Origin of the sequence: Frateuria sp. GZRR35, assembly GCF_051900415.1 — a bacterium.
Lineage (GTDB): Bacteria > Pseudomonadota > Gammaproteobacteria > Xanthomonadales > Rhodanobacteraceae > Frateuria_A.
On the sequence record NZ_JBHZGL010000015.1, the window covers coordinates 33,372 to 58,397 of the forward strand.

At 67.1% G+C, this 25,026-nt stretch carries 31 protein-coding genes and 1 pseudogene; 19 read left to right on the forward strand and 13 right to left on the reverse strand.

The features are described from left to right. Positions 1-10: 10 nt before the first annotated feature. The 3 genes from ACFWZ3_RS15400 to ACFWZ3_RS15410 all read left to right on the forward strand — a co-directional run bounded on the left by ACFWZ3_RS15400 (position 11) and on the right by ACFWZ3_RS15410 (position 1,540). Entirely contained in the window at positions 11-475 is a 465-nt protein-coding gene (locus ACFWZ3_RS15400) for an NUDIX hydrolase (protein WP_439708561.1), read from the forward strand. Positions 476-571: 96 nt separating this feature from the next. Further along, positions 572-1,081, forward strand: a complete 510-nt coding sequence (locus ACFWZ3_RS15405) for a hypothetical protein (protein ID WP_439708562.1) — start codon at positions 572-574, stop codon at positions 1,079-1,081. Between the two features lie 9 nt (positions 1,082-1,090). Further along, the gene (locus tag ACFWZ3_RS15410; protein WP_439708563.1) at positions 1,091-1,540 is read left to right on the forward strand and encodes a DUF421 domain-containing protein; all 450 of its coding nucleotides are present in this window, start codon (positions 1,091-1,093) and stop codon (positions 1,538-1,540) included. A gap of 40 nt (positions 1,541-1,580) precedes the next feature. On the opposite strand, the gene ACFWZ3_RS15415 is transcribed toward ACFWZ3_RS15410, so the two are convergent. The 3 genes from ACFWZ3_RS15415 to ACFWZ3_RS15425 form a co-directional block, all read right to left on the reverse strand. After that, positions 1,581-2,027 carry a BON domain-containing protein gene (locus ACFWZ3_RS15415; RefSeq protein ID WP_439708564.1) on the reverse strand — a complete coding sequence of 149 codons (447 nt, stop codon included), beginning with the start codon at positions 2,025-2,027 and terminating at the stop codon, positions 1,581-1,583. Positions 2,028-2,097: 70 nt separating this feature from the next. Continuing rightward, positions 2,098-2,520, reverse strand: coding sequence for a hypothetical protein (locus ACFWZ3_RS15420; protein ID WP_439708565.1), 423 nt, complete (start codon positions 2,518-2,520; stop codon positions 2,098-2,100). A gap of 32 nt (positions 2,521-2,552) precedes the next feature. After that, a complete protein-coding gene (locus ACFWZ3_RS15425; RefSeq protein WP_439708566.1) occupies positions 2,553-3,164 on the reverse strand; it encodes an HD domain-containing protein in 612 nt (203 codons plus the stop codon). 330 nt (positions 3,165-3,494) lie between these two features. Between ACFWZ3_RS15425 and ACFWZ3_RS15430 the strand changes: the two genes are divergently transcribed. After that, complete coding sequence (locus tag ACFWZ3_RS15430) at positions 3,495-5,015, forward strand: serine hydrolase domain-containing protein (RefSeq protein WP_439708567.1); 1,521 nt, start codon at positions 3,495-3,497, stop codon at positions 5,013-5,015. Between the two features lie 95 nt (positions 5,016-5,110). Here ACFWZ3_RS15430 and ACFWZ3_RS15435 read toward each other — a convergent pair whose 3' ends face one another. Beyond that, complete coding sequence (locus ACFWZ3_RS15435) at positions 5,111-5,506, reverse strand: DOPA 4,5-dioxygenase family protein (protein WP_439708568.1); 396 nt, start codon at positions 5,504-5,506, stop codon at positions 5,111-5,113. Positions 5,507-5,604: 98 nt separating this feature from the next. Next, entirely contained in the window at positions 5,605-5,805 is a 201-nt protein-coding gene (locus tag ACFWZ3_RS15440) for a hypothetical protein (protein WP_439708569.1), read from the reverse strand. Positions 5,806-5,911: 106 nt separating this feature from the next. On the opposite strand from ACFWZ3_RS15440, the gene ACFWZ3_RS15445 reads away from it, so the two are divergent. The 4 genes from ACFWZ3_RS15445 to ACFWZ3_RS15460 all read left to right on the forward strand — a co-directional run bounded on the left by ACFWZ3_RS15445 (position 5,912) and on the right by ACFWZ3_RS15460 (position 8,414). Next, entirely contained in the window at positions 5,912-6,859 is a 948-nt protein-coding gene (locus ACFWZ3_RS15445; RefSeq protein WP_439708570.1) for a LysR family transcriptional regulator, read from the forward strand. A gap of 170 nt (positions 6,860-7,029) precedes the next feature. After that, the gene (locus tag ACFWZ3_RS15450; protein WP_439708571.1) at positions 7,030-7,314 is read left to right on the forward strand and encodes a hypothetical protein; all 285 of its coding nucleotides are present in this window, start codon (positions 7,030-7,032) and stop codon (positions 7,312-7,314) included. Between the two features lie 131 nt (positions 7,315-7,445). Continuing rightward, a complete protein-coding gene (locus ACFWZ3_RS15455; protein ID WP_439708627.1) occupies positions 7,446-7,925 on the forward strand; it encodes a VOC family protein in 480 nt (159 codons plus the stop codon). Between the two features lie 279 nt (positions 7,926-8,204). Beyond that, the gene (locus ACFWZ3_RS15460; protein ID WP_209614505.1) at positions 8,205-8,414 is read left to right on the forward strand and encodes a cold-shock protein; all 210 of its coding nucleotides are present in this window, start codon (positions 8,205-8,207) and stop codon (positions 8,412-8,414) included. 113 nt (positions 8,415-8,527) lie between these two features. Here ACFWZ3_RS15460 and ACFWZ3_RS15465 read toward each other — a convergent pair whose 3' ends face one another. Further along, positions 8,528-8,671 (reverse strand): hypothetical protein, encoded by a 144-nt coding sequence (locus tag ACFWZ3_RS15465; RefSeq protein WP_439708572.1) that lies wholly within the window; start codon positions 8,669-8,671, stop codon positions 8,528-8,530. A 281-nt stretch (positions 8,672-8,952) separates the two neighbouring features. Between ACFWZ3_RS15465 and dbpA the strand changes: the two genes are divergently transcribed. The 3 genes from dbpA to ACFWZ3_RS15480 all read left to right on the forward strand — a co-directional run bounded on the left by dbpA (position 8,953) and on the right by ACFWZ3_RS15480 (position 11,599). Then, the gene (gene dbpA, locus ACFWZ3_RS15470; RefSeq protein WP_439708573.1) at positions 8,953-10,332 is read left to right on the forward strand and encodes an ATP-dependent RNA helicase DbpA; all 1,380 of its coding nucleotides are present in this window, start codon (positions 8,953-8,955) and stop codon (positions 10,330-10,332) included. 100 nt (positions 10,333-10,432) lie between these two features. Then, positions 10,433-11,290, forward strand: coding sequence for a PA4780 family RIO1-like protein kinase (locus ACFWZ3_RS15475; RefSeq protein WP_439708574.1), 858 nt, complete (start codon positions 10,433-10,435; stop codon positions 11,288-11,290). A gap of 126 nt (positions 11,291-11,416) precedes the next feature. After that, the gene (locus ACFWZ3_RS15480; RefSeq protein WP_439708575.1) at positions 11,417-11,599 is read left to right on the forward strand and encodes a hypothetical protein; all 183 of its coding nucleotides are present in this window, start codon (positions 11,417-11,419) and stop codon (positions 11,597-11,599) included. A gap of 208 nt (positions 11,600-11,807) precedes the next feature. Here the strand turns inward: ACFWZ3_RS15480 and ACFWZ3_RS15485 are convergent, their stop codons facing one another. Both ACFWZ3_RS15485 and ACFWZ3_RS15490 read right to left on the reverse strand, forming a co-directional pair. After that, on the reverse strand, positions 11,808-12,503 hold the full coding sequence (locus ACFWZ3_RS15485; RefSeq protein WP_439708576.1) for an ion channel: 696 nt from the start codon (positions 12,501-12,503) through the stop codon (positions 11,808-11,810). Between the two features lie 264 nt (positions 12,504-12,767). Then, positions 12,768-12,989: a hypothetical protein gene (locus ACFWZ3_RS15490; protein WP_439708577.1), complete on the reverse strand. Its 222-nt coding sequence runs from the start codon at positions 12,987-12,989 to the stop codon at positions 12,768-12,770. A 45-nt stretch (positions 12,990-13,034) separates the two neighbouring features. On the opposite strand from ACFWZ3_RS15490, the gene ACFWZ3_RS15495 reads away from it, so the two are divergent. Next, a complete protein-coding gene (locus ACFWZ3_RS15495) occupies positions 13,035-13,730 on the forward strand; it encodes an NAD-dependent epimerase/dehydratase family protein (protein ID WP_439708578.1) in 696 nt (231 codons plus the stop codon). Positions 13,731-13,941: 211 nt separating this feature from the next. On the opposite strand, the gene ACFWZ3_RS15500 is transcribed toward ACFWZ3_RS15495, so the two are convergent. From ACFWZ3_RS15500 to ACFWZ3_RS15510, 3 genes are all read right to left on the reverse strand, one after another. Beyond that, on the reverse strand, positions 13,942-15,993 hold the full coding sequence (locus tag ACFWZ3_RS15500) for a M13 family metallopeptidase (protein ID WP_439708579.1): 2,052 nt from the start codon (positions 15,991-15,993) through the stop codon (positions 13,942-13,944). 130 nt (positions 15,994-16,123) lie between these two features. Then, complete coding sequence (locus tag ACFWZ3_RS15505) at positions 16,124-17,101, reverse strand: hypothetical protein (protein ID WP_439708580.1); 978 nt, start codon at positions 17,099-17,101, stop codon at positions 16,124-16,126. Then, on the reverse strand, positions 17,098-17,889 hold the full coding sequence (locus ACFWZ3_RS15510; protein ID WP_439708581.1) for a hypothetical protein: 792 nt from the start codon (positions 17,887-17,889) through the stop codon (positions 17,098-17,100). Before ACFWZ3_RS15510 ends, ACFWZ3_RS15505 begins: the two co-directional genes overlap by 4 nt. 215 nt (positions 17,890-18,104) lie before the next feature. On the opposite strand from ACFWZ3_RS15510, the gene ACFWZ3_RS15515 reads away from it, so the two are divergent. The 7 genes and pseudogenes from ACFWZ3_RS15515 to ACFWZ3_RS15545 all read left to right on the forward strand — a co-directional run bounded on the left by ACFWZ3_RS15515 (position 18,105) and on the right by ACFWZ3_RS15545 (position 23,504). Next, entirely contained in the window at positions 18,105-18,764 is a 660-nt protein-coding gene (locus tag ACFWZ3_RS15515) for a DUF3348 domain-containing protein (RefSeq protein ID WP_439708582.1), read from the forward strand. Between the two features lie 11 nt (positions 18,765-18,775). Then, positions 18,776-20,872, forward strand: a complete 2,097-nt coding sequence (locus tag ACFWZ3_RS15520) for a DUF802 domain-containing protein (protein WP_439708583.1) — start codon at positions 18,776-18,778, stop codon at positions 20,870-20,872. Positions 20,873-20,996: 124 nt separating this feature from the next. Beyond that, entirely contained in the window at positions 20,997-21,650 is a 654-nt protein-coding gene (locus ACFWZ3_RS15525; protein ID WP_439708584.1) for an OmpA family protein, read from the forward strand. Then, positions 21,640-22,158: a DUF2894 domain-containing protein gene (locus tag ACFWZ3_RS15530; RefSeq protein WP_439708585.1), complete on the forward strand. Its 519-nt coding sequence runs from the start codon at positions 21,640-21,642 to the stop codon at positions 22,156-22,158. The genes ACFWZ3_RS15525 and ACFWZ3_RS15530 overlap by 11 nt, the downstream gene beginning before the upstream one ends. 58 nt (positions 22,159-22,216) lie before the next feature. Beyond that, positions 22,217-22,489 (forward strand): annotated as a pseudogene (locus ACFWZ3_RS15535) (alpha/beta hydrolase); the annotation flags it as partial. An 82-nt stretch (positions 22,490-22,571) separates the two neighbouring features. Continuing rightward, positions 22,572-22,724 (forward strand): hypothetical protein, encoded by a 153-nt coding sequence (locus ACFWZ3_RS15540; protein ID WP_439708628.1) that lies wholly within the window; start codon positions 22,572-22,574, stop codon positions 22,722-22,724. Between the two features lie 207 nt (positions 22,725-22,931). Further along, positions 22,932-23,504, forward strand: a complete 573-nt coding sequence (locus ACFWZ3_RS15545) for a hypothetical protein (protein WP_439708586.1) — start codon at positions 22,932-22,934, stop codon at positions 23,502-23,504. 364 nt (positions 23,505-23,868) lie between these two features. Here the strand turns inward: ACFWZ3_RS15545 and ACFWZ3_RS15550 are convergent, their stop codons facing one another. Further along, positions 23,869-24,357, reverse strand: coding sequence for an SRPBCC family protein (locus ACFWZ3_RS15550; protein ID WP_439708587.1), 489 nt, complete (start codon positions 24,355-24,357; stop codon positions 23,869-23,871). Then, positions 24,354-24,695: an ArsR/SmtB family transcription factor gene (locus ACFWZ3_RS15555; RefSeq protein WP_439708588.1), complete on the reverse strand. Its 342-nt coding sequence runs from the start codon at positions 24,693-24,695 to the stop codon at positions 24,354-24,356. The genes ACFWZ3_RS15550 and ACFWZ3_RS15555 overlap by 4 nt, the downstream gene beginning before the upstream one ends. Positions 24,696-25,026 lie beyond the last annotated feature (331 nt).

Genomic DNA, 25,026 nt, shown 5'->3' on the forward strand with positions numbered 1-25,026 from the left:
GGAGAGAGACATGCACGGCATTCCCACGCGCTGCACGCTCGTTTCGGTGATCCCCATCCGGGGCGGGGGCGACAACGCACGCACCCTGCTCCTGCATCGCGCGAAAGCCCACCTGCACGGGCTGTGGACCTACGCCGCCGGACACCTGGAAGCGGGCGAGAAAGCGTGGCAGGCAGCCGTGCGCGAGCTGGCCGAAGAGACCGGCCTGCGTCCGACGGCGCTCTATTCGGCCGACCAGTGCGAGACCTATTACGACGTGCGCGAGGAATGCATCGCGGTCGTGCCCGCGTTCGTCGCCTACGTGGAAGCCGACGCCATCGTGCGTCTGGACGACGAGCATGACGATCACGTCTGGCTGCCCTTCCCCGAGGCCATCGCGAGCCTTCCGTTCGGCGGCCAGCGCACGCTCTACGCGCACGTCCATCGCGAGTTCGTCCTGCGCCCGCCAGCGCCGGCGTTGCGTATGCCGCTCTAGTTGCCAGCGGGCGCCTGGGCGCCGTCACCACAGGCCGTTCACGCCCAGCAGGCAGCACGCGTCGTATCACGGGCCTGTCGAAACGAAGCCATGCCCATGGTGCAAACGAGAGACGACGGCCTCCAGATCGAAGTGGATCGCCCCCACTCGCGGCGCGAGTGGCGCATCGAGCGCGTCGGTTGGGCGGTGATGGCGATCCTGCTCGCCGCCGGGCTGCTCGGATTGTTCGGTTACGGCCCGCTGAGCCAGACCATTGCCGGCGAGCCGGGCAAGCTCACGGTGACCTACGACCGCCTGCAGCGCGCCAGCGCCCCGAGCGAATACCACTTCACGGTCGCGCCCTCGCTGGCGCGCGACGGCATGTTCCGGCTGCGCTTCGACAACGTGCTGCTCGAAGAGGTGGAGATCCAGTCGATCATCCCCGCGCCGGAACACGCGCGCTCGGGGCCGGGCTATACCGAATACGAGTTCGCCATGGCGCCCGCCGAAGGGCCACCCGCGCGCATCCAGTTCCAGTTGCAGCAGGCCACGTTCGGCCACGTGCGCGGCAACGTCAGTGCCGACGGCGCCGCACCCCTGGTCATCGACCAGTTCATCCTTCCCTGAGGGCGGCCCATGGAATCGGTCATTCGCGGCGTCATCGTCTACACCTTCCTGTTCCTGATCTTCCGCATCGCCGGCAAGCGCACGCTCGCGCAGACCTCTCCCTTCGAGCTGATCCTGCTGCTGATCATCTCGGAGACCACCCAGCAGGCCATGGTCGATAGCGATCATTCGATCACCAACGCCTTCCTGCTGATCATGACGCTGGTCGGCCTGAGCATCGTCCTGTCCGTCATCAAGCATCATTCCCGGACCGCCAGCCGCTGGCTCGAAGGCCTGCCTGTGCTGGTACTTCGCGATGGCGCATGGGACAAGGAAGCGGGCGACAAGACGCGCGTGGACCCGTCGGAAGTGGTCGCCGCGGCGCGCTCCAAGCAGGGGTTGGAGCGGCTGGACGAGGTGAAGCATGCCGCGATCGAAAACGACGGCACGATATCGGTGGTGCCGCGCAAGGGGCACTGAGCGCCCGCGGCGTGCCGCGCACCGGGTGACAACGCGTAGCTCAGTGCCTGCTTTCGCTGGACGGCGCCGAGGGCGCCGCGTCCATCCGGTTGTCGACCCGCTCCACGCCCAGCATGTCCGATACCGCGGCCACCAGTGCGTCCACTTCGGAAAGCCGCGCCGAGCCGCTGAGCGTCACCAGGCCGTCCGCCACGTGGACCTCGACCCTGCCCGGTTGCGCCACCAGGTGTCCCAGCTTCGAGCGGATGCGGTCGCGTAGTTGCCGGTCGCCCGAGGGCGCGTGCTGGTGCAGATGGGCCGAAGCGCCGTGCAGCCGATCGGCCGCGTGCCTGGCCTTGTCCTGGGCGAACTCCTGGATGTCCTGACCCGCGGCACGCACCGTGTCGCGCGCCGTGGCCCGGCGGCGACGCCCCGCCACCGGGTCGAGCAGATACATCGCCGCCGCGCCCGCCGCAAACGCGGCGGCAAGTTTCAGTAGCTGTGCCACGTCTGCCTCCTGGGCTTGCCGATCCGAGGCGGTCGATGCTGCGCGAGGCCGTGGCAACGGCACGCGAAAATCAACTCCCGCCTGCGCCCGCCGGCGTGTCCGCACCGAACGGCCCGCGCAGGAGCAGTGCGCCGTAGACCAGCGTCAGCGCCGCGAACAGCACGGTGAGCAACAGCAGCAGCGGCGACGCCCCACCGGCCATCGCCGGGTGGCCCAGGCTGGACGCGCTGACCAGGTAGAGCATGAAGTTGGCAAGCACGGTCGGACGTCCGTAGATGCCGCCGACGATCATCCGGCGCTGGTTCCAGTTGAGCCAGGCCATGGCCAGCCAGCCCGCCGAGATCAACTGGCCGAGTACCGTCCCGCTGGCCGGCGTCCCCGGCATCAGCCGCGGAAGCAGTTCGTCGGAAGCGAACAGAAGGGCGATGCCGCCGAGGGCCAGGACGATGGCACTGACGGTCGTGATGAAGGAAGAGGTGCGTGCAGCGTTCATTCCATGGACTCCACTTCGCTGTTGATGGGTAATCAGGCTCGCAGCCGATCGATGGCACGGGCCAGGTTGGCCCTCGCCTGCCTTTCCCGCAGCGCGAAAGGCAGGTTGGCGTAGATCCGGGGGCGCGCCAGGAACTGCTCCAGCAGGCGCGACCTGCCCGCACGATAGAGCGGGCCCGGCACGTGCCGGTATTCCCGCCGGATGGCTTTTTCGAAGGTGTCGTACACGGCCGGCTCGGCGCCGAGGATCGACAGGTCGATGTCGACCAGGAACGACTCGTCGTTGGTGCGCGTGGGTGCCTCGTGCCGCGTGACCATGATCAGCGCGACCACCCGCGCGACGGCCTGGTCCGGCGCACCGCAGCGGGTAAGAAAGTCCTGTGCCCAGTCGGCGCTCTTCTGTTCGTTCTTCGACGACAGCGGGTTGTAGACCGCGTCGTGGAACCACAGCGCCAGTTCGACCTCGTGCGGCTGGTCGAGCGCCGACGCACACGCATCCAGATGACGCAGGCAGGCGTCGATGTGCGCGCCGGTGTGGTAATGCCGGTGGGTCTGTCCATAGGCGGCCACCAGCTCGCGCCATGTCTCATCGCTCGGCGGCAGATCCCAGGCATGCATCAGGGCGACCCAGCGCGCGCGGGACATGTCCCCGCGAACCGGCGCTTCTTCTTTTCCGCGAGCGTCGGACAGCTCCGCGCTTTCGATCTCCCGATTCATCGGCGCCCCTCTGTGCGCGTAGACAGCCAAGCCCGGTCCGCTTGCCCGATGGCAAAGTCGAGAGCCCGGCGCGCCTAGCTTAGGCAGAAGCCGGCCCGGCCGCCTATCCGTCAATGCACGGCAGGGTGCGCAGCCCAAGGCGGCCCGGCCGCGCCGGTGCCGGAAGCCAGGACAGGCACATCGCCATGGCGCGTCGAACGCAACCGGGCCGTCACAGGACGTCTCTCTGACCGTACCGTCGCTCGCAGGCCGATGCCCATGAAACCACTCGTGCCCCTCCTCGCCGCCATCGCCATGGCGCTCGCCCAGCCGGCATGCGCCGACCGTTCCGAGCCCGACTTCAGCGCGCTCGCGAAGCTCGTGGCGAACACCAACGCGGCGATCGACCACCCGACCGGCATGGCGATCGCGGTGGTGCACGATGGCAAGGTCGTCTACCAGGGCTACTTCGGGTTGGCCGACATCGCGCGCCGTACGCCGGTCACCGCGCGTACCGATTTCTACATCGCCTCAGCCACCAAGCCGTTCACTGCCTTGGACGTGTTGCTCAAAGTGCAGCAGGGCAAGGCGGATCTGGCGATGCCCATGCAGGCGATGTTTCCGGGGCTGCATTTTGTCGGCATCGACGCCGGTGCCGTCACCCTGCGCGACCTGCTAATCCACACCTCCGGCATCGACAACGAACCGCTGGTCTGGGCCACCGCGTTCAGCGGCCTGCACGATCCGGGCACGCTGCGCGCGCTAGTGGCGCGGTCGGGCAGCGACGCCGACGCCGCGCACGGCACGTTCAAGTACACGAACGTGGGCTACAACATCGTCAGCGTCTGGCTGGATGCGCGCTTCAAGCGTCCCTGGCAGGAACAGCTGCAGCACGACCTCTTCGATCCGCTGGGCATGCGGCAGACCTCCGCCTACATCAGCCAGGCCCGGGCACGCGGTTGGCCGATGGCCTTGCCCTATTCACTGGCTTCGACCAATCCGCAGGCGCCGCTATACCTCACCAAGTCCGACGACACCATGCAGGCAGCCGGCGGCATGGTGTCCACCGCGCCGGACCTGGCGCGGTTCCTGATCGCGCAACTGCAGCCGCCCGTCAGGAGCCATCCGCTGCTGGCCCGCGCCATCGGGCGATCGCACGTAACCCAGGCAAGCCTCCAGGCCCACTACCTCGACTTCGTGCGCACCGGTTATGCATGGGGCTGGTACACGGGCGAGTACAAGGGCCACCGCATGCTCCACCACTTCGGCGGCTTTGCAGGGTTCCACGCGCACCTGTCGCTCATGCCGGACGAAGACGCCGGCCTGGTGGTTTTGTGCAACGAGGACATGCTCTGTCCGCGCGTGACCAGCCTGGTCGCCGATTACGTATACGGCGCGCTGCTCGGACAGACCGGCAACGAGGCGGCGGTCGAAAAACGTTTCGCTGCGCTGCCGGGCGAAGCCGCCGAGCTGCGCCGGCAAGTACGCAGGCAGCGTGCCGCGATCCTTGCCCGTCCCTGGCATCTCACGCTGCCGCGCGTGGCTTATGCCGGCACTTACACAAACCCCCTGCTCAGCGCGATGCAAATCGACGTCGATCGCCACGGCACCCTCGCCGTCCAATGGGGCCGCCTGCACGCCATCGCCACCGGCTATCCCAAGGACGACCAGGTCCGCGTGGAACTGGTACCCAACAGTGGCAACGTGCTGGCCTTCCAGGTAGACCGCGGCAAGGTGGTCGCGGTCCGGCTCGAAGACATGGTTTTCGCAAGACAGGTCGACAGCGCGAACCCACCCTGATCCGCAAGCCTTGCGAACGATCGCATCCGCTGCCGCCACCACCGCCGCGTCCACTCGCAGCGACGCGGTTTGAGGGTCACGCGCCCGCTGGCGGATTAGAAATCCGACAAACCGAAACGCGCCACGCCCTTGTTGCGGCCGGGCGGATCGAGCGTGCCCAGGTCAAGCGCCAATGGCGTGCCGATCCATTCGGCCAGTCGCGTGTGATCGGCGAGGTCGTCATCCGTCAACGGGTGGATCAGTGCGGTGAGACCGGACGCCCGGATGATCTTGCGCAGCACCTCCAGCCCGTCGGCGGTGAAGTGAATCTCGAACTGCGGCAGGGGATGCGGCCCGGCCTTGCCATCCCTCAAGCTGCCGACGAAGCGCAACGGCGCAAGCTCGCCGGCGGCCATCCGGTCGCTCAGCACGCAACGCATGGTCTCGGCGAGCGGGCGGCTGGTCGCTTCGTAATAGATGTGCGCGTGGTACGGCGCGTGCGCCTCGCCCATGGGTTGCGTCCTCCAGGAAAACCTCGTCGATGCGACGGGACGGGTCCGCGGCGTGTCGGCCCGTGTCTTCGTTATATCCGTATCGGCTTGGATCCACCTCATGCCATGGCTCCAACAGGCTGGCCGGGCGGCAGCACCGGCTGCCGGACGTCACGCATCGGCCGCTCACGCGGTGCCGCCGGGGTCCCAGGCATCGGCGCGTTCCCGGCGGGGCGAACCTTGCCGCTGCCGGGCTTTTCGCCGCGCGGGGGACGCGCGATCCAGTCGATGCTGGGGATGTCCAGGTGAAGGCTCGGCATGGCGACGCTCCTTGCTGCGGAAGGGGTGCGCGGCATGTTGAGGCCACACCAAGTCGCGATAAACGTGCCAGACTTTGCTTGATAACCAACCTTACGGTTTTGAATCATGAACAAGCTGGCTGGCATGGAGATGTTCGTGCGCGTGGTGGACTGCGGCAGCTTCGCGGCTGCGGCCGAAGCCAGCGGCGTCTCCGCAACCATGGTCGCCAAGCACGTCGCGGCGATCGAGCAACGGCTGGGCGCCCGCCTGCTCCACCGCACCACGCGCAAACAGCAGCTCTCCGACGTCGGGCGGCTCTACTACGAGCGCTGCAAACAGGCCCTGGCCGAAGTCGCACTCGCCGAGGCGAGCGCACTGGAACTGCAGGCTGCGCCGAAGGGGCGGCTGCGACTGGTGGCACCGGTGGGTTTCGGCAGCCACATGGTGCCGGCGCTGGCCGAGTACATGGCATGCCATCCCGAGGTCAGCGTCGAACTCACGCTGGACAACCGTCCGCCGAACCTCGCCGATGGCGGCTTTGAACTCGGCATCCTGGTCGGCGACGTCACCGAGCCGGGCGTGGTCGCACGGCCGTTGCGCCACTATCGGCGCATCCTGGCCGCCTCGCCCGGGTACCTGGCCCGCCATGGCCATCCGGCGCGACCGGACGATCTGGCCCATCACGAATGCCTTGGCATGTCGTACTGGCGACGATCCGACGTGTGGCGACTGGTCGGGCCGGACGGCGTCACGTGCGCGGTCACCGTGAGCGGGCGCTTCACCGCCAACCAGGGCAACGCGCTTCGCATCGCCGCGCTCGGCGGCATCGGCATCGCGCTGCAGCCCGAACCGCTGCTGGCCGAGGACCTTGACGCGGGGCGGCTGGTGCGGGTCCTGCCGGGCTGGTCGCTCACGCCTTCCCCGATGCACCTGATCTACGCGCAGGACCGTCACCCCACGGCCAAGCTGCGCAGCGCGATCGATTTCCTGCTGGCGCGCTACGGACAAGATCCTTCGACCGCATCGCCGGAATCCATGATCCAGCCCGCGCCGGCCGCAAGAACGCGCCGCTGAACTCGACGCACGACCCCGGTTGCCTGAACTGCCCGCAACGCGGGACTTAACCGGCGCTGTCGTTCGGCGCCGGTTAGCCATAATCAGCCGTTCCGGAACGGCCTTTTGACAGCTGCTGGACCGGCCCGCAGGACTAATGACCCACTGTCTGAAAGCTCACGGGACATACCATGCTCGATAGCGCAGAACTGCTCGGCCAGGCCCTGGGCGACTGGTCGGGCCACCCCAACAAGGCCTACGTCGGAAAGATCGACCGGGTGCAGGCGTCCTCCACGCAAGTGTGGACGCCGGAGTACTACATCGATCACTACCTGCAGTCGCACAACCGCCCGGTCACCCACTGGAACCGCAACGTGGTATCCGCGGCCCTCGGCAAGTTCAGGGGGCGGGCGCCGTTCAAACGGTGGGAGCTGGACGAGTTTCTCGACAGTACCTGGCGCTTCGCGCCGGACTGAGCAGACGACGGCATAGTCGGCATCGGGGAACGTTGCCTGGTGCGCGTGTCGATCTGCCCGCCCTTCATCCGTCGACAGACTGAAAGCCACCGCACTGTCCGACCTGGAGAAGGAACATGCCCGCCAAGAACATGCCTGCCAAGAACACGATCTGCCTCTGGTACGACGGCACCGCCCTGGACGCCGCGACGTTCTACGCCAAGACCTTTCCCGACAGCGCCGTGGGCAACGTCCACCGCGCCCCCGGCGACTTCCCCGCCGGGAAGCAGGGCGACGTGCTGACGGTGGAGTTCACGGTCATGGGCATTCCCTGCCTGGGCTTGAACGGCGGGCCGGCGTTCAAGCCGACCGAGGCGTTCTCCTTCCAGGTGGCCACCGACGACCAGGCCGAAACCGACCGCCTGTGGAACGCCATCATCGACAACGGCGGCCAGCCGAGCGCCTGCGGCTGGTGCAAGGACAAGTGGGGCCTGTCCTGGCAGATCACCCCACGGGCCCTTACCGCTGCGGTCACCGATCCGGACCCGGCCGTGGCCAAACGCGCATTCGACGCGATGATGGAAATGACGCGGATCGACATCGCAGCGATCGAGGCCGCGCGACGCGGCTGAAAAGCACAAGCTGTCGCGACACCTGCGCGCCGCAGCACAGCGGAAAGTTCGCTCCGGCCATAAAACCCGCCCGCGACAGGTAAATCCTCGTTCACGAAAGTATTTGATTCGCGGCCGAACACTTATTACTGTGCACAGGCTGGGTTTCAAGGGTCACGTGAACTGTGGCCCGTGCTGTAGAGAGCAGTTTCACCTACACCGTTGCACCCGTTTCCTCCTTGTGACCAGCAAACCGCCGCACCATTGCGGCTCATCCATCCGCTCCAAGGAGATACAACGATGTCGCAACCCGAAACCGGTACCGTCAAGTGGTTCAACGATGCCAAGGGCTTTGGCTTCATCAGCCGCGCCAGCGGCGATGACGTGTTCGTGCACTTCCGCTCGATCGTGTCCTCGGGCTTCAAGAGCCTGCAGGAAGGCCAGAAGGTGTCCTTCGTCGTGACCCAGGGCCCGAAGGGCCTGCAGGCCGACCAGGTCCAGCCGCTCTAAGGCTCTACGCCTCGCATGATGAAAAAGCCCGGCCTCGCGCCGGGCTTTTTTTTGGCCGGGCACTCAGCCTCGGGGCCGGCTAGCGCCTGCCAGGCAGGTGCCGTAGCGTTCGTTCAGTTCGAGGGAACGTTGTCCTGGCGGCCGGTCGGCTTGTCGCCTTCGCGCACGGGGCGCTTCTTGGCCTGCTTGGCATCCTGCTCCTTCTTCTTCGCAAGCTCGCGCTGGCGTTTTTCGAACGCGTAGTTGATCTTGGCCATCTGTAAATCCTCTGGATTGGTAACGGCAGCGATCGCTGCGGCAGGGTTCATCCGATGCCGTCGGATCGGTGCGGGCATGGGGCAGGCAGTCACGCACGCCTGCGGAATGGACGGAGCCTGGCTCCGGGCCACGCTCGTCGCGCGTTTGCGGGCGCCGGGAGAGCGAACGCGCGTGGGGATGAAGCGCGAGCGCGGAGCGACATCCTACACCCGCGCCTGCATCCGCACGCCACGCGCCAATCCAACGCAGCCATCGGCACGCATTGATGCGATCATGACGAATGACCGACTTCACCACCCTCCCCCTCAAGCCCGCCCTGCTCGCCAGCCTCGAAACCCACGGCTACGCCGCCATGACGCCGGTGCAGGCACAGAGCCTGCCGCCGATCCTCGCCGGACGCGACGTGATCGCCCAGGCGCACACCGGTAGCGGCAAGACCGCCGCGTTTGGCCTGGGCCTGCTGCAGGCGCTGGACGTCGACACCATCCGGCTGCAGGCGCTGGTGCTGTGCCCCACCCGCGAACTGGCCGACCAGGTCAGCAAGGCGATACGGCGGCTCGCCGCCAGCCTGCCCAACGTCAAGCTCTTGACCTTGTGCGGCGGCATGCCGCTGGGTCCGCAGCTGGCTTCGCTCACGCACGATCCGCACATTGTGGTGGGCACGCCCGGGCGCGTGCAGGAACACCTCAAGCGCGGCAGCCTGCACGGCGGCGGCATCAAGGTGCTGGTACTGGACGAGGCCGACCGCATGCTCGACATGGGCTTTGGCGAGGCCATCGACGACATCGTCGGGCGCATCGCCAAGCACCACCAGACCCTGCTGTTCTCGGCCACCTATCCGGAGGCGATCCGCGCGGCCAGCAAGCGGCTGCAGAAAGACCCGGTGGAAGTCACCGTGGAAACGCCGGTCGAAGCGATGCCGGCGATCGAGCAGCAGTTCATCGAAGTGGAGCCGGCGAACAAGCCCGACGCACTGGCCCAGTTGCTCGCACGCGACCGCGACCAGCACGCGCTGGTGTTCTGCAACATGCGCCGCGACGTGGACGCCGTGGCGCAGGAACTGGACCGGCGCGGCTTTTCCGCCCTCGCCCTGCACGGCGACATGGAGCAGCGCGACCGCGACGAGGTGCTGGTGCGCTTCGCCAACCGCAGTTGCAGCGTGCTGGTGGCCACCGACGTGGCCGCGCGCGGCCTGGACATCGCGGCGCTGCCGCTGGTGGTCAGCCACGACATCGCGCACGACCCGGACACGCACACCCACCGCATCGGCCGCACCGGCCGCGCCGGCCAGTCGGGCGTGGCGATCACGCTGTGCGCGCCGCGCGAGCGGCCCAAGGCGCAAAACATGGAAGAGGCCCTGGGCGAACCGCTGCCCTGGCGAGCATTCAAGCTCGCGCCGCCGCGCGGCAAGACGCTGCACCTGGCGCCAATGAAAACCCTGGTGATCGACGCCGGCCGCCAGGACAAGCTGCGCCCCGGCGACATCCTCGGCGCGCTCACCGGCGAGGCCGGCCTCAAGGCCGAGGACATCGGCAAGATCGACGTCTACGCCACCCGCGCCTACGTCGCCATCACCCGCGCACTGGCGAACAAGGCGCTCGAGCGCCTGCGCGCCGGTCGCATCAAGGGGCGCAACTTCCGGGTGCGGCCGCTGGGCTGAGAAAAAGGCTGTGCGGCAGGTCGCGGTCGAACGGAAGGCCCAGCTGGCAGTCATGCCCCAGCGGTCATAATCGCATTTCCATGACCGCCCATACCCACGCATGAAAACACCCATCGGCCTGCAGGAGTTGATCGACGACGGCGTCATCGACGAAGTCCTGCGCCCGCTGAAGAGCGGCAAGGAAGCTTCCGTTTACGTCGTGCGCTCGGGCGAAGAAGTGCGCTGCGCCAAGGTCTACAAGGACATGGCACAACGCAGCTTCCAGCAGCGCGTGCAGTACCAGGAAGGCCGAAAAGTGCGCGGAAGCCGGCAGGCGCGGGCCATCGGCAAAGCCAGCAAGTTCGGTCGCAAGGAGGCCGAGGCCGCCTGGAAGAACGCCGAGGTGGACGCGCTCTACCTGCTGACCGACGCCGGCGTGCGCGTGCCCAGGCCCTATGGCTACTTCAACGGCGTGCTGGTGATGGACCTGGTCACCGACGCCGACGGCCAGTCGGCACCGCGGCTGGGCGAGGTGGAGCTGTCGGCCGACACCGCCCGCGACTACCACCGCATCCTTGTCCGTCAGGTCGTGCGCATGCTCTGCGCCGGCCTGATCCACGGCGACCTTTCCCCATACAACGTGCTGGTGGCGCCCGACGGTCCGGTGATCATCGACCTGCCCCAGGTCGTCAGCGCCTCGGGCAACAACGCCGCCCGCACGATGCTGCGCAGGGACGTTAGCAACATCACCATCAGCCTCGCGCGCTTCGCGCCGGAACTGCTGGACACGTACTACGCCGAGGAAATGTGGGCGCTGTTCGAGCAGGGCGAACTGCGGCCGGACAGCGAGCTGAGCGGCCGCTTCGCGTTCGACGAAAGCGAGGTCGACGTGGACAGCGTGATGCAATCGATCATCGACGCCCGCGAAGAAGCGATCATCCGCCAGCAGGGGCGCGAGGCGGCGCTGGCCGAGGACTGAGCAGGCCGATGCTGAAGGAACCCCAAGGCGCTTGACCGTCTCCTCACCGCGTCATAAGGCGGGCTGTCCGACGATGCGCCCGGCACGGCAGAAAGGCCCGTGCCTTCCCTCATCGCGGAGTTTGATATGGCCAACAGCGACAACACCCGTGGCGGCTCGCACGAGCAGCATGTCAAGGCAGGCGAGCAGAGCCACAAGAACGACGACAAGTCGAAATCGGCAGGCAGCTCGTCCGGCAATCACGGCAGCCAGGGCGGTACTCACGAGCAACACGTGAAAGCCGGCGAGCAGAGCCACAAGAACGACTGATCCACCCCACACAACGATGTCGCATCGAGAGGCGCTACGGCGCCTCTCCGCGTTCCAGCCGGACCCGGCGGCCAATTCGACAACCGCGTGGACGCCTGCCTGCGCCCCCCGGTGCAGGTCGTGCGCAGCACATCGGAACGCAATGGCGTCGATGAGAAGCCGCGTGCGTGCGAGTACCCTCGGTCGCGGGACGCGGCGATCCGCCCGCTCAATCGCGCCGCTGTGCCACCGACAGGCCAATCAGCCGCGAGACCACCAACGCCAGGTACATCACGCCGGTGAACATCTCCAGGCTGGCGATGGCGCGGGCCAGCGGGCTGAGCGGGATCACGTCGCCGATGCCCGTGCTGGTGAACAGCGCGAAGCTCAGGAACACCAGGTCAGTCCAGGCGCGCGGCGCCCCGACGTCCACCGCGCCGCCGAACGCGCCGGGCTGCCAGGCCTGGCACAGCACCAGCAGGTAGCTGAAGGCCCATACCAGCAGGGTCAGCGTGGCGCCGGCGGCGTACAGCTCATCGGTGGTGGCGCGCTGGTCGGCCAGCATGTACGACACCAGGCTCCCCGCCGCATAGAAATAGAACGCCGCTTCGAGCGCGGCCTGCCAGGGCAGCAGCTGCCCGATCCCCAGGCCGATGTAGAGCGCATTCAGCAGGACCGCGGCTGCGGCCAGGCACAGGCCCGGCCACAGGCGCGCGGAGGTGTGCCCGATCATGCGCAACGCCAGCAGCAGGATCAGCACGCCGAAAGCGCCGACCAGGATGCGCGCGGCATGCGTCTGCTCCACGAATGGATACAGCAGCACGCAGGCCAGTTGTGCCAGCAACAGCAACGCCGAAGGGTGGCGGCGCAGCAGCACCCGCCATCGTAGGGACCGGCTGCGGGTGGATGTTTGGGAAGCACGCATGTTCGATTCCGGTAGACGCAGGGAGCGGCTCCCTTTTGCAAGGCTACTTGCCAGCGGGATCCGCGGCCAAGACCATCGAATCTCAGCTGCCACGTTGCCAACTACGTCGGATACCGATACATCGAACCTTGTTGCCCGGCACTGGCGAACTTCAGGCGGCATGAAACCGGCAGGTCATCGGCACCGGCAAATTCGTCAGAGCACGCCCCTCCGTACTTGCCCGCTGGCCGAGCGGTCGCACCGCCATGACCTCGTGACCCGGGGTCAAACGCGATTGACCAGTTCCTCATAGGAGGGCAGCCCGCCATATTGTTCGCATGTTTTTGCATAGGCCGACTTCAGGTCGTCGATAGCCAGGTCAAAACTTAGCAATAACTGTTCGAGATCGGCCGCGTCGTCTGCGTCAACCTCTTCCAGTTGGCGTTCGATCGAGCGCGCTTGCACAGGGGGTGAAGACGCCAGCCACGTGGCAGTCGCACCATGCACGCCAGGCCTGCGTTAACGTCGCGGCGAGACGAGTGGAGACCACCCATGCGGATCCTCATCACCGGCGCAACCGGCCTGGTCGGCCAGGGCGTGCTACGCGAGTGCCTGCGTGCCCCGGACGTGGCGCAGGTGGTCGCGTTGGGGCGACATTCCACCGGCGTCCAGGACGCGCGACTGGAGGAGCTGCTCTGTCCGGATTTCGCCAAGGTGGAAACGCTCGGCGATCGGCTGGCAGGGTTCGACGCGTGCCTCTACTGCGCCGGCGCGCCCTTGGTGGGGATCACCGCGGAGGCCTATCGGCACGTCACGCTGACGCTGACGCTAAAGGTGGCCGAGGCCTTCGCCCGGCACAATCCGGGGGGCCGCTTCCTCTACATCTCCGGCGCCTATTCGGACCCGGGCAGCCGGATGATGGTGGCAAGGGCCAAGGGCGAAACCGAGCGCGCCCTGGCCGGCCTGCCGATTACCACGGTGATGCTGCGGCCCGGCGGCATCCGCCCGGTGGAAGGCGTGCGTTCCTCGCACAAGCCGCTGGACCTTCTGTACCGGCTCGGCTCGCCCGCGCTGGCCCTGGCCGTGCGCCTGCTGCCCGGCCAGATGACCACGACCGCCCGCGTGGGCCGGGCGATGCTCGCGCTGGCGCGTGATCCGTCGCCGTCACCGGTGGTCGAGAACGATGGGATCAATCGCCTCGGGCGCGAGCCTTCACCCACTGGAGAGGAGCCGAGTTCTCTTCCCTGAAGACGAACTCGACACCGTTACTCTCCTGCCTGGCCGGATGCCCTGTAGGAGCGCACCTGTGCACGACCGCCATGCCGGGCTGTTCCGGATGGCGAAGTTGCCGGTCGCGCACAGGTGCGCTCCTACAAAGTTCAAAGGCATGCAGGAGGCCCAAGGACGCGGCTCCCGCATGCGTGGGGACTCGAAGGCCTAATGCCGCCCTCGGCTTCCGTTACCAGATGCGTACGCGATCCTGCGGCGCACGCCACATCGGCTGGCCCGGTTTCACGTCGAACGCCTTGTAGAACGCGGGGATGTTCGACATCGGCCCGAGCACGCGCCACTTGGCCGGGGCATGCACGTCCGACAGCAGGCGCTGGCGCAGCCGCTGCTCGCGCTGCTGGCTCATCCAGCCCAGCGCGTAGCCGAGGAAGTAGCGCTGCGTCGGCGTCAACCCGCCGATCTTCCTGCCTTCCTTGAACTGCGCGGTCTTCTCGAACGCCTCCAGGCCCAGCAGCACGCCGCCGTAGTCGGCAATGTTCTCGCCCAGGCTGGCCTTGCCGTTGATGTGCAGGCCCGGCAGCGGCTCGTAGGCATTGAACTGGTCGACCATCTTCTGCGCGGCGGTGTTGAAGCGCTCCGCGTCCTGCGCCGTCCACCAGCCCGACAGGTTGCCCTGCGCGTCGTACTGGCGGCCCTGGTCGTCGAAGCCGTGGGTGATCTCGTGGCCGATGGTGCTGGCGGCGACATAGCCATAGGCGACCGCGTCGTCGACCTGGTCATCGGGCACGCCCGGCACCATGAAGATCGCCGCGGGCAGCACGATCTCGTTGTTGGACGGGTTGTAGTAGGCGTTGTACGTCTGCGGGGTCATGTCCCATTCGGTGCGGTCGACCGGCTTGCCGAACTTGGACAGGTTGTCCTGGAACTGCCAGCGCTGCGCCGCCATGACGTTAGCGGCATAGGACGCGCGCCCCACGACCAGCGCCGAATAGTCCTTCCACTTGTCCGGATAGCCGACCTTGGGCGTGACCGTGGCGAGCTTGGCCAATGCCTTGGCCTTGGTCCCGGGGCTCATCCAGTCCAGCCGCTCGATGCGGTCGTGAAAGGTGCCGCGGATCGCCTCGACCATCGCCGCGTAGCGCTGCTTGGAGGCTTCAGGGAAATACTGCTTGACGAAGATGCGCCCGAGCACCATGCCCATGGCGTCGTTCTCCTCGTCCAGTACGCGCTTCCAGCGCGGGCGCTGCTCCTGCTGGCCCGACATCGTGCGGCTGTGGAAGTCGAAGTACTCCTTGTCCAGCGCACTGGACAGGAACGGTGCGTAGCCGTCCACGAGGTGATAGCGCAGGTAGTCCTTGAGCACCGGTAGCGGCGTCTCGCGCAGCAGGCGGTCCTCGGCGGCAAAGAACTCCGGCTGGCCGACGATCACGTAGGACGGGTGGATGCCCCACCCCGCCAGCCTAGCGTGCCAGTCGATCGACGGCGTGTATTTCGCGGTGAAGTCCGCCGGCGCCATCTTGTTGTAGTTCGTCTCCGGATCGCGCAGGTCCTCGAGCTTGCGCGAGGCCTTCGCCAGCGCGGTTTCGAAAGCCATCACCTGTGTGGCTGCCGCCCTCGCCGCGGCCGGGTCGCGACCGAGCAGCTCGAAAGTGCGCGCCATGTGCTCGACGTACGCGGCGCGGATCGTCGCCACGCCCTTTTCCGGATTGAAGTAGAAGTCGCGCTCGGGCAAACCCAGGCCGCCCTGATGGATCTGCACCGCCATCGTGGCGCTGTCCTTGTCGTCCTGCGCGACACCGATGCGGAACAGCGCGCGACCGCCGATCGGCCTCAGCGCGAACACCGTGTCGAGCACGCCGGCGGGCGAGGCGATTGCGTCGATGCGCGCCAGTTCGGCATGCAGCGGCTGCAGTCCCAGCCGGTCGGCCTTCGCCACGTCCATGGCGGTGGCCCAGAAATCCCCGATCTTCTGCTGATCGCTGCCGGGGGCGGCCTTCTGCTTCGTTGCGGACTCGCTGATGCCGCGCAAGCGCGCGTAAAGCTCGTCGTCCACCTCGTTGCCGATGCCCCACGCCGCCTCGGAGGCCGGGATCGGATGGGCCTTCAGCCAGGCACCGTTGGCGTACTGGAAGAAGTCCACACCCGGGTCGACTGATGTGTCGATGTGCGAGGCGAGGAAGTCTTTGGACGACGCCCGGTCCGCGGCAGAAGCGCCAGCGGCGTTGAACACGAGCGCCGCCGACAGCAGCGTGACACGGAGGGAAGTTGCCAGACGAACCATGGAATATTTCCAGAAAAAGGAAGGGTCAGCTTGCGCGAAGCGAGGTCATGCTGAAACCGTAGACTTCATGGCGGCCGTTGCGATGGAGAACGAAGCCCGGGACTTCGCCTCCATCCGGCCGCCTTGGGGCTTACGGGATCACGCGATCCGTTTCCACCGTGACTTGCGGACGTTCAGCGGTTTCAACCGCCGAACTTGCCATCTCTCTCGCAAGTACGGCATCGAACCCACCGAGCAACAGGTCATGCGTGGCCAGGTTGAACAGCCGGTTCAGCGCCGACCGCTGCGCCAGCAGCACGTCGGGAAAGCCGCCCTTGCCATGCGCCAGCCGTCGATACTGCTCGTCGCACCATTGCCGGAACGCCTCCAGCACCTCGCGGAACTGGGGCCCGGCATCGTTGATGCGGCTCCTGGCCAGCGCAGGCTTGTTCGCGGCCAGACACAGTTCGCGCTCCACGGCCAGCGCCGCGGGAATGAGATCCAGCATGCCCAGCATGAACTGGAGAGCCAGGTCGTACTGCGCTTCCGTCGTCTGCTCCGGTGATTCGACCAGTTGCGGCAGGCCACGGATAAACACGAGCAACTGGTGCCGCGACTTGGCCAGATCATCCAGGCGCAACTCGGCCTGGCCGGCCATCTCGCTTTGCGGCGCGCGCGACTGCAGCAATTCGTAGGCGGCGTGGATGGCTCCGGTGTAGTCGCTCATGTGTTTGAGGTACTCGCGACGATCCTGCTGATCGACAGTCAGCGCGACGCCTTTCACCGCGCGCTCCACCTGGTCGATCTTGCGTGCGAGGTAAGCCGTGGCCACCACGATCGCGCCCACGACGACAGCCGTGCTCACCGCTGCCGCCGTGACCGCTGCCGCCTGAGCCCCCTGGACGGCCTGGCCGATCTGCAACAGTTGCTCGGCCGATTGAAGCTCCTGTGCGCTCACCGGAACCAGGGGAAGCTGCGCCACGATGCCAGCCTTGCCGGAACCCGCTGCCCAATAGACGTTGCCGTTCGAGGCGGACAACATCATCTTTTCCGTTTTCAGTCCCTCCAGAACGTGGGCCGAGACGCTCGACAAATCCACCCGCAGCAACGAACCAAGGACGGCGCTCATGCCACCTCCCTCGCGTCCATGGGCGACAGGAGAACCCGGCGCCGGATACGGATCACTTCGAGCACGGCCGGCAGGGTCACCCGGTACGCCGGGCTGGTGAGCAACATCAGCGCCGACGTCGCGGCGGCAATATTCAGTCCTGGCATGAGCGCCGCGCCCATGCGGGGCGCCACCACCGCCAGGACGGATGGCAGGGTCAGACGCCCCAGGAAAGGAAGCGTGGTCGAAGCTATGGCCGGAGCGGCAAGTGCAGCCAGGTACGACGCCTTGGCATCGACAGCAACACGCTCAAGCAGATCGTCGAGGTCCACGTTCCCCTGCAGGCTTTCCTTCAGGCCTGCACCGTCGGCCACCTCCTCCATGATCCGGCCCAGATGGTCTGGCTGGAACCTGGCCTTCTCGCCCGAGATCAGGGCGACCAGCAACTGGTCCTCAAGCTCCTTGATGTCGGTTGACGGTTTGACGCCAAGTTTCAGGTGGCCGCAAATGTCGATGACGATCTCGCGATAGGCCACCCCGGTGTGATCCTGGGTAAGGCTGCGCCAGGCGTTGGCGATGGAGTCGCCTCCATACGCCTGCAGTTCGGCCGCAATGGCTTTCCAGGCCGGCCGCAGGTCACCTTGCTCGGCCGCCGCGCGGTAGGACGGATCGTCCAGCAGCTGTTGCGTGCGGCGCTTTTCTCCGTCGGACTCATCGTGGGTCAGGACGCGAACCAGCCGTTGCAGGTCTTCATGACCGGACAGGGCCAAAACCGCCAGGCCCTCGTCCTTCCGATACTTCAATGCCATCGTTTCCCCTTTGCTTGAAAAGCTGCTGTCCACCATCGCCAGTACGGCGAGAGCGCAGGGAAGATTACCGGGAACCTTTCCAGCCGGCATGCGCGCTGCGGCAATGGCCCAGCAAGGTGCCTCCGCTCGCAGGTGCCCGCACGACAAGCCACGACCCGGCCGGCCCACACCAGCGCCCCATCCCGCGCTAAACTATTGGTTTTGCCTTGAAAAGCATGGCGCAAGCTGCACTCCGCCCGACGGTTCGCGGGCCCACGTTCATCCGTCTGCTGGCGCGCCTGGCAGAGGTCGACGTGGCCGCGCCCGGCCAGTCGTTGCCCGACCGGCTGGGCCAGTGGCTGGACTGGAACCACGCGCTGTCGCTCGCGGCAGCGCTCGATGGCAGGCCGACCTCGCCGCAGGTCGGCTCGCCGGCCACGGACGACCTGCACGCCGAGTGCGTGCGCGCGCGCGAAATACTCACGACGGCGATCCACGGCGATCCGCTGCTCGCGCCTGGTGCGTCGGCCGATACCGGGAACGACTTTGCTGCCTACCGCCAACTTTGCCTCGCCCGCCAGCGCGCCCTGCAAGCGACCACCGGCCGCCTGCGCGGCAAGCTGCGCGACGCGCTCATGCAAGCCTCGCCCGAGCTGGCGCGGCTGGCCGAAGTGGACGCAGTGATGGAAGCGACGCTCACTCCGCGTGAGCACACGCTGCTGGCCAAGGTGCCCGACCTGCTGCACCAGCGCTTCGAACGCCTGCGCGCCGCCGGGCACGCCTCCCCTACCTGGCTCGATGGCTTCCGCCGCGACATGCAAAGCGTGTTGCTGGCGGAGCTCGATCTTCGTTTTCAACCGGTCGACGCGCTGCTCGCGGCGCTTCGCACCTCCTGACACGGTTCTCCATGTTCAAACGTCTGCTGCTTCTTTGCGTGTTCACCCTCGGCCTGGCCGCCATCGGCTGGATCGTCTTGGGCTACGTCGGCAACAACCCGCTCGGCATGGCCGTCGCTTTGCTGATCGGCGTCTGCTACCTCGCCGGTGCATTCGAGCTTTTCCGCTACCGGCAGGCGACTGCGACGCTGCGCCAGGCGGTCGACGACCTGGCCGAGCCGCCTGCCGATCTCGGCCGCTGGGTCGATCGCGTGGCTCCGGGCCTGCGCCACGCGGTGCGCCTGCGTGTCGAGGGCGAGCGCGCCGCGCTGCCGGCGCCGGCGATGACGCCCTACCTGGTGGGCCTGCTGGTGCTGCTGGGCATGCTCGGCACCCTGCTCGGCATGATGGCCACGCTGCGCGGCACCGGCACGGCGCTCGGCAGCGCCAGCGACCTGCAGGCGATCCGCGGTTCGCTGGCCGCGCCGGTCAACGGCCTGGCCTTCGCCTTCGGCACCTCGATCGCCGGCGTCGCGAGCTCCGCCATGCTCGGCCTGCTATCCGCACTGGTGCGGCGCGAGCGGCTGCAGGCGGTACATGCGCTGGACGGGAAGATCGCCACCACGTTGCGCGTCCACTCACAGGCGCACCAGCGCGAGGAAGCCTTCCGCCTCTTGCAGCAGCAGGCCGCGGCGATGCCCGCGCTGGTCGACCGCCTGCAGGCGATGGCCACGGCACTGGAGCAGCAAAGCGCGGCCGCCCACGAGCGCCAGCACGCCGACCGCGAGGCGTTCCACCGCCACACCGAGGAGGCGTACACGCGCCTGGCGCGTTCGGTCGAACAATCGCTGCAGGCGAGCGTGACCGACAACGCGCGCACCGCCGGCAGCGTGCTGCAACCGGTGGTCGAATCCACGCTGGCCAGCCTGGCCCGCGAGAGCGCCGCCATCCAGGCCAGCGTGGGCGAGGCCGTTCAGCGCCAGCTCGACGGACTCGCGAGCGGCTTCGACACCACGGCGCGGACGGTCACCGGCATCTGGAATGACGCGCTCGCACAGCATCGCCAGACCAATGAAGCCCATGCACAGGCACTGGGCGATGCCCTGGTCCGCTTCGCCGCCACGTTCGAGCAGCGCTCGTCCACCCTGCTCGATGGCGTTGCCGCGCGCCTGGATGCAAGCGCCGAGCGCACCGCCGAATCCTGGCAAAGCGCGCTTTCGAAACAGGACGCCGTCCATGCGGAACTGGCCGACCGCAACCGCCAGGCCTTGACCGCCGCCAGCGAAACATTCCAATCGCACGCGACCGCGCTGGTGCAGGCGGTCAACCGCTCCCACGTGGAACTGCAGTCGGCGCTGCAAGCGCGCGACGAGGAACGCCTGGCCGCCTGGGCGCAGAAACTCGATGCGCTCACCGCGGAACTCGGCGCCCGATGGCAAGCGGCCGGCGACGCCACCGCCAGCCGCCAGCAGGCCATCTGCGACACGTTGGAAGAAACCGCCGGCGCCATCGCAACGCAAACCCAGGCCGCCGCCAGCCAGACCCTGGCCGAGATCGCCCGCCTGGTCGAAGCCGCCTCCGAGGCACCGCGCGTGGCCGCCGAAGTCGTCGGCGAGCTGCGCCAGAAATTGTCTGACAGCATGGTCCGCGATACCGCCATGCTGGAAGAACGCAGCCGCCTGCTGGCCACGCTGGAAACCCTGCTCGATGCGGTCAACCATGCCTCCACCGAGCAACGCAGCGCGGTCGATGCGCTGGTCAGCACCTCGGCCGAGCTGCTCGACCGCGTCGGCACCCGCTTCGCCGCGCAGATCGAAACCGAAACCGGCAAGCTCGACACCGCGGCCGCGCAGGTCACCGCCAGCGCCGTCGAAGTCGCCAGCCTGGGCGAAGCCTTCGGCGCCGGCGTGGCGCAGTTCGGCGCAGCCAACGATGCATTGATGGAACGCCTGCAGCAGATCGCCGGCGCGCTCGACGCCTCGCTCGCACGCAACGACGAACAGCTTGCCTACTACGTGGCGCAGGCCAGGGAAGTGGTCGAGCTCAGCGTGCTCTCGCAACAGCAGATCATTGCCGACATGCAGCAGCTCGCCGGCCGCCGCGCGCCCGGCAAGGCGGCCAAGGCATGAACGCCCTTTCCCACCCCTGCAGGAACCCGCTTGCGGGCGATGCTCTCCTCACAGACCTGCGAAAATCATCGCCCGCAAGCGGGCTCCTGCAAGCATCCGCGAGGCGGTCGTCCGGCGGCATGCCATGAGCCACGAAGTCGAGTTCGAGGGCGAATCCACCGCTCCCATCTGGGCCTTCGGCGACCTGATGTCGGTACTGCTGGGCGCGTTCGTACTTATCCTGGTCGGCGTCATCGGCGTGCAGCTGCAGCTCTCGCACAAGCTGGAGGTGGCTGAGAAACAGCGCCTGGCCGAGCAGCAACGTCGCACCACGCTGGAACAGGCGCTGGCCACGCCGCTGGCACAGGGCCGCGTGACCCTGGTCAACGGCCGCATCGGCATCCGCGGCAACCTGCTGTTTGCGCTCAACTCCGACCAGTTGCAACCCGAAGGCCGCGAGCTCATCCGGAGCCTTGCCGCGCCGCTCGCGCAGTACCTGCAATCGCGCGACGAACTGCTGATGGTCAGCGGCTTCACCGACGACCAGCCGGTGCACGGCGACAACCGCCAGTTCGCCGACAACTGGGAGCTCTCCGCCCAGCGCGCACTGACCGTCACCCGCGCGCTGATCGCCGCCGGCGTGCCTGCCAACGCGGTGTTCGCCGCGGCCTTCGGCGCGCAGCAGCCGGTCAGCGCCAATGCCGACGAAACCGGACGGGCAAAAAACCGCCGCGTGGAAATCGCCCCGATCCCGCGCTCCTCGGCCGCCAACGCCACGCCGACCACCGATGCGCACTGACGCCACCGCCACCATCCACGCGCAGTTGATCGCGGCGCTGGAAAGGCGCGCCGCCGCCCTCGACGGTGAGGCGCGTCGCGCGCTGGAGGCGCGGCTGGCCGAGCTGCGTGCCGCCCCCACCGAGGCCCCCGATACCACCGCAGCCACGTCGCCCGCGGGCCCACTGCGCGAACTTCTCGACCACCTCGCCGACGGGACCTGCGCCGACCGCGCCGCCTATCCGGACATCCCCGCGCTCGCCGACTTCCGCCAGCTCTGGTCAACCCTTCGCGCCGAGAGCCAACTGCAGCAATCGGTGGCCCACGTCCCCACCGACGCCGGCCCGCTCAACTCCACCGCGCTCGCCAGCCGCGCCATCGCGCTGATGCGCGAGCTGTCGCCGGCTTACCTGAGGTCGTTCCTGGCCTATGTCGATGAGCTGTCGTGGCTGGACAACCTCGGCAGCGTGGGCGCTGCCGCCACCGCCGGCGCGCCGGCGACCAGGAAGCGTGCCCGCCGTAAGCCGTAACGTTCGGTGACGGCAGGGCCGACCGACCGCCTCCAGTCGCCCGATTTCCTCCAGTCGGGTGCGGAGTTGCACAGCGGTCGTCGCCTGGCCGACAGCTCGCGTCCGGCTCCCCGGCGTCTCGGATGCCGGCACCTACTGGGCCATCGGCGCCTCCACCCTGATCGACAAATGCCAGGATTGGCCGTGGCGACCGGCGCTCGATCGCGGGCTGGAGACGCGCACCCGGGTTCATGCGCTGATGGTGCAGAACGAGTTTGACCCGTCCACGCCTTATTCGGAGGCGTTCAAGGACAGGCACCAGGGTGGCCATGCGGTGCGCATGTTGCTGGTCGACAACGCCACCACCCACGCGGCCATGTTCGACAACAACCCCTGCACCACCGACGCAATCGGCCTATCTGAACACCGGCGTGATGCCCGCCCGCGACGTGATCTGCCAGGCCCAGCCGATGCACTCCTTCGCGATGCGGGACGCGGTGACCTACGAATACGGTCATTCGACGTTCGGCTGGTGGCTGCCGCCCCCGCCGAACGTCCATCAGGTGAGCTGGCGGCTGGTGCCCTGAGCCGACAACGGAAACCTTCCACGGGTGGAGGTCAGGATGGTGGCCTCCACCCACCTTCGCTGATTCGCCCCTTCAGAGTCAGATAACCGACTACGTCCTTTCGAGCCACCGACCATTCGGGCCAGTGCCATGGCCTTGTTAAACTCCTGCCCGCCCGCTGCGCGGCTTTCCGACGCGCATCCACGGCTGGATGACAGGAGGCGGGACGTGAAGGTCTGGGAACTGAAGAGCGGCTCAGTGAATGATTACGCGCCGCTGGTTTTTACCGAAGACCAGGACATCGAATCGGGAATGTTCGACGCCTCCGGCAAGGCAATGTCCTGGTCGAAGAAACCGAAGATCGAAGTATTCGTCGAGCCTGGAATGGGGAAGCCCAAACCACTGGCGGATATAAGCGCCCTGACCCCGGGCGCGCTCGCCATGAGCGACAAGGCAAAGGCGGCATTCGAGGTTTTTCTTTCTCGATTCGGGCAATTCCTGGAAATGGATTGCGACGGGAGCTCGCGCTGGTTCTATAACGTGACGAATGTCGTTTCCTGTATCGACAAGGCGCGATCGACCAAGCGTCCGAGCGGCTCGATCGTCAAGGAAGCATTCCGTGCGGGCCGGGTACCGGTCGGCGAAGCGGTCTTCAAGGATCCGCTGACGGCGGCCGCCTCCATCTACGTCAACGATCCGGGCAAGGCAGCCCTCGAAAGGATCATCACCGACGCCGCCATCATCGGCATGACCTTCGTGGAACCGGGGCCGCCGCCGAAAAAACCACGCCCCCGGGCCTGAGAAAGCCGGCCTCTCCGGGGGGAGAGGGGGCGGTTGCCGCCACAGAGACTGGCGTGAGGTTTCAACGTGGCCGGATCAGCGCCCTCTCCCATCTGGGAAGAGGGTTGGGGTGAGGGGCCGGGGCTCGCGGGAAGTACCCATTGTTGACTGTCGTGGGAGCGCACCTGGGGAGATGGCGGTCGCGCACAGGTGCGCTCCTACAGTGGCATCTCGGACACCCGAGGCAAGCCTGCCCTCACCCCGGAAATCAACGGACGAGATAACCAGACCGTACGGTTATCTCGTTTCCGTTTCCGCGCACGGGGTCGATGCGACTGCAACGCTGCAGCGGCCGTGGGGACAGCTAATCCAGTGCAATCGCAAACTACTTCATCGACGCAACGTGCTCGACCAATTGGTCGAGGGCGATATCGGTCCCCTCTTTCCAACCGGATTCCTTGTTGGCGGCCACATCGGCCTCGTTCCGGTGGAGCGCCGTGAAGACGTAGCGCGTCCCCTTTCCCTTCGGCTCCAGCGTCATGATCGCGGTAATCGGAACGTCGTCGAAGACGGCCGGGCGATAGCCGGGGAACAACATGGACGTCCAGACCAATCGCTCCATCGGGACGACGTCAAGGAAACAGCCGAGGTTGGGCACCTCCCGACCGTCCCCGACTGCGATGTCGATGCCGAAGACGCCGCCCGGACGCAGGTCCATCTCGCAGCGCGCCACGCGTCCCCAGGCCTTGGGCATGTACCACTCCTTGACGTGCTCCGGCTGGGTCAAGGCCTCCCACACCAGTCGCGGCGGTGCGTCGACGAACCGTTCGAAGACGATGTCGAGCGTGGGATCGAATGCAGATGGCTTGCTCATGCTTGCGATTCCTTTTCCTTGAGTTGTCTGACGTACAGGTCGAATCGGTCGAGACGGGATTCCCACAACTGACGCCGCTCGGCGAGCCAGTCCTCGGCGGCCTTGAACTTCTCCGGTGCGATCTCGTAGGTCCGCACCCTTCCCTGCTTGCTCGATCTCACCAGGCGGCTGCGTTCGAGCACGGACAGGTGCTGCACGAACGAGGGGAGCTTCATGTCGAACGGCGCGGCCAGCTCGCTGACCGTCGCAGGGCCACTGAACAACTGCTCCAGGACCTTTCGTCGGGTCGCGTTGGACAGGGCGTAAAACACGTCGTCAACCGCGGCAGCTTGGGTCATCTCGATGCGGCACCTAATGGGCGGATCCGGTCCGGCGGCCGCAGTCTGGCAGCCGCCTTTACTTAGGTCAACACCTAAGTTTTAGCTCGACCCACTCGTGAGCCAGGCCCAGCCGCGGCCCAGTTCAACCGCTCCGTTTACGCGTGGCCATGCCGTGGATCGGTACGCCTTCAGCCACGGAAGCGCTGGTCGATAGCATCAGACACTTCCCGTCAACCGCGTAGGGGAAATTCCCGTCCCGTGCAGGATGTGACCGCCAACGCGTTCGCCTGCCCGAGCACATCGGGTTTTTGTGTGACGTAGTTCGCATCGCCCTCGTCGAATGCGTCGG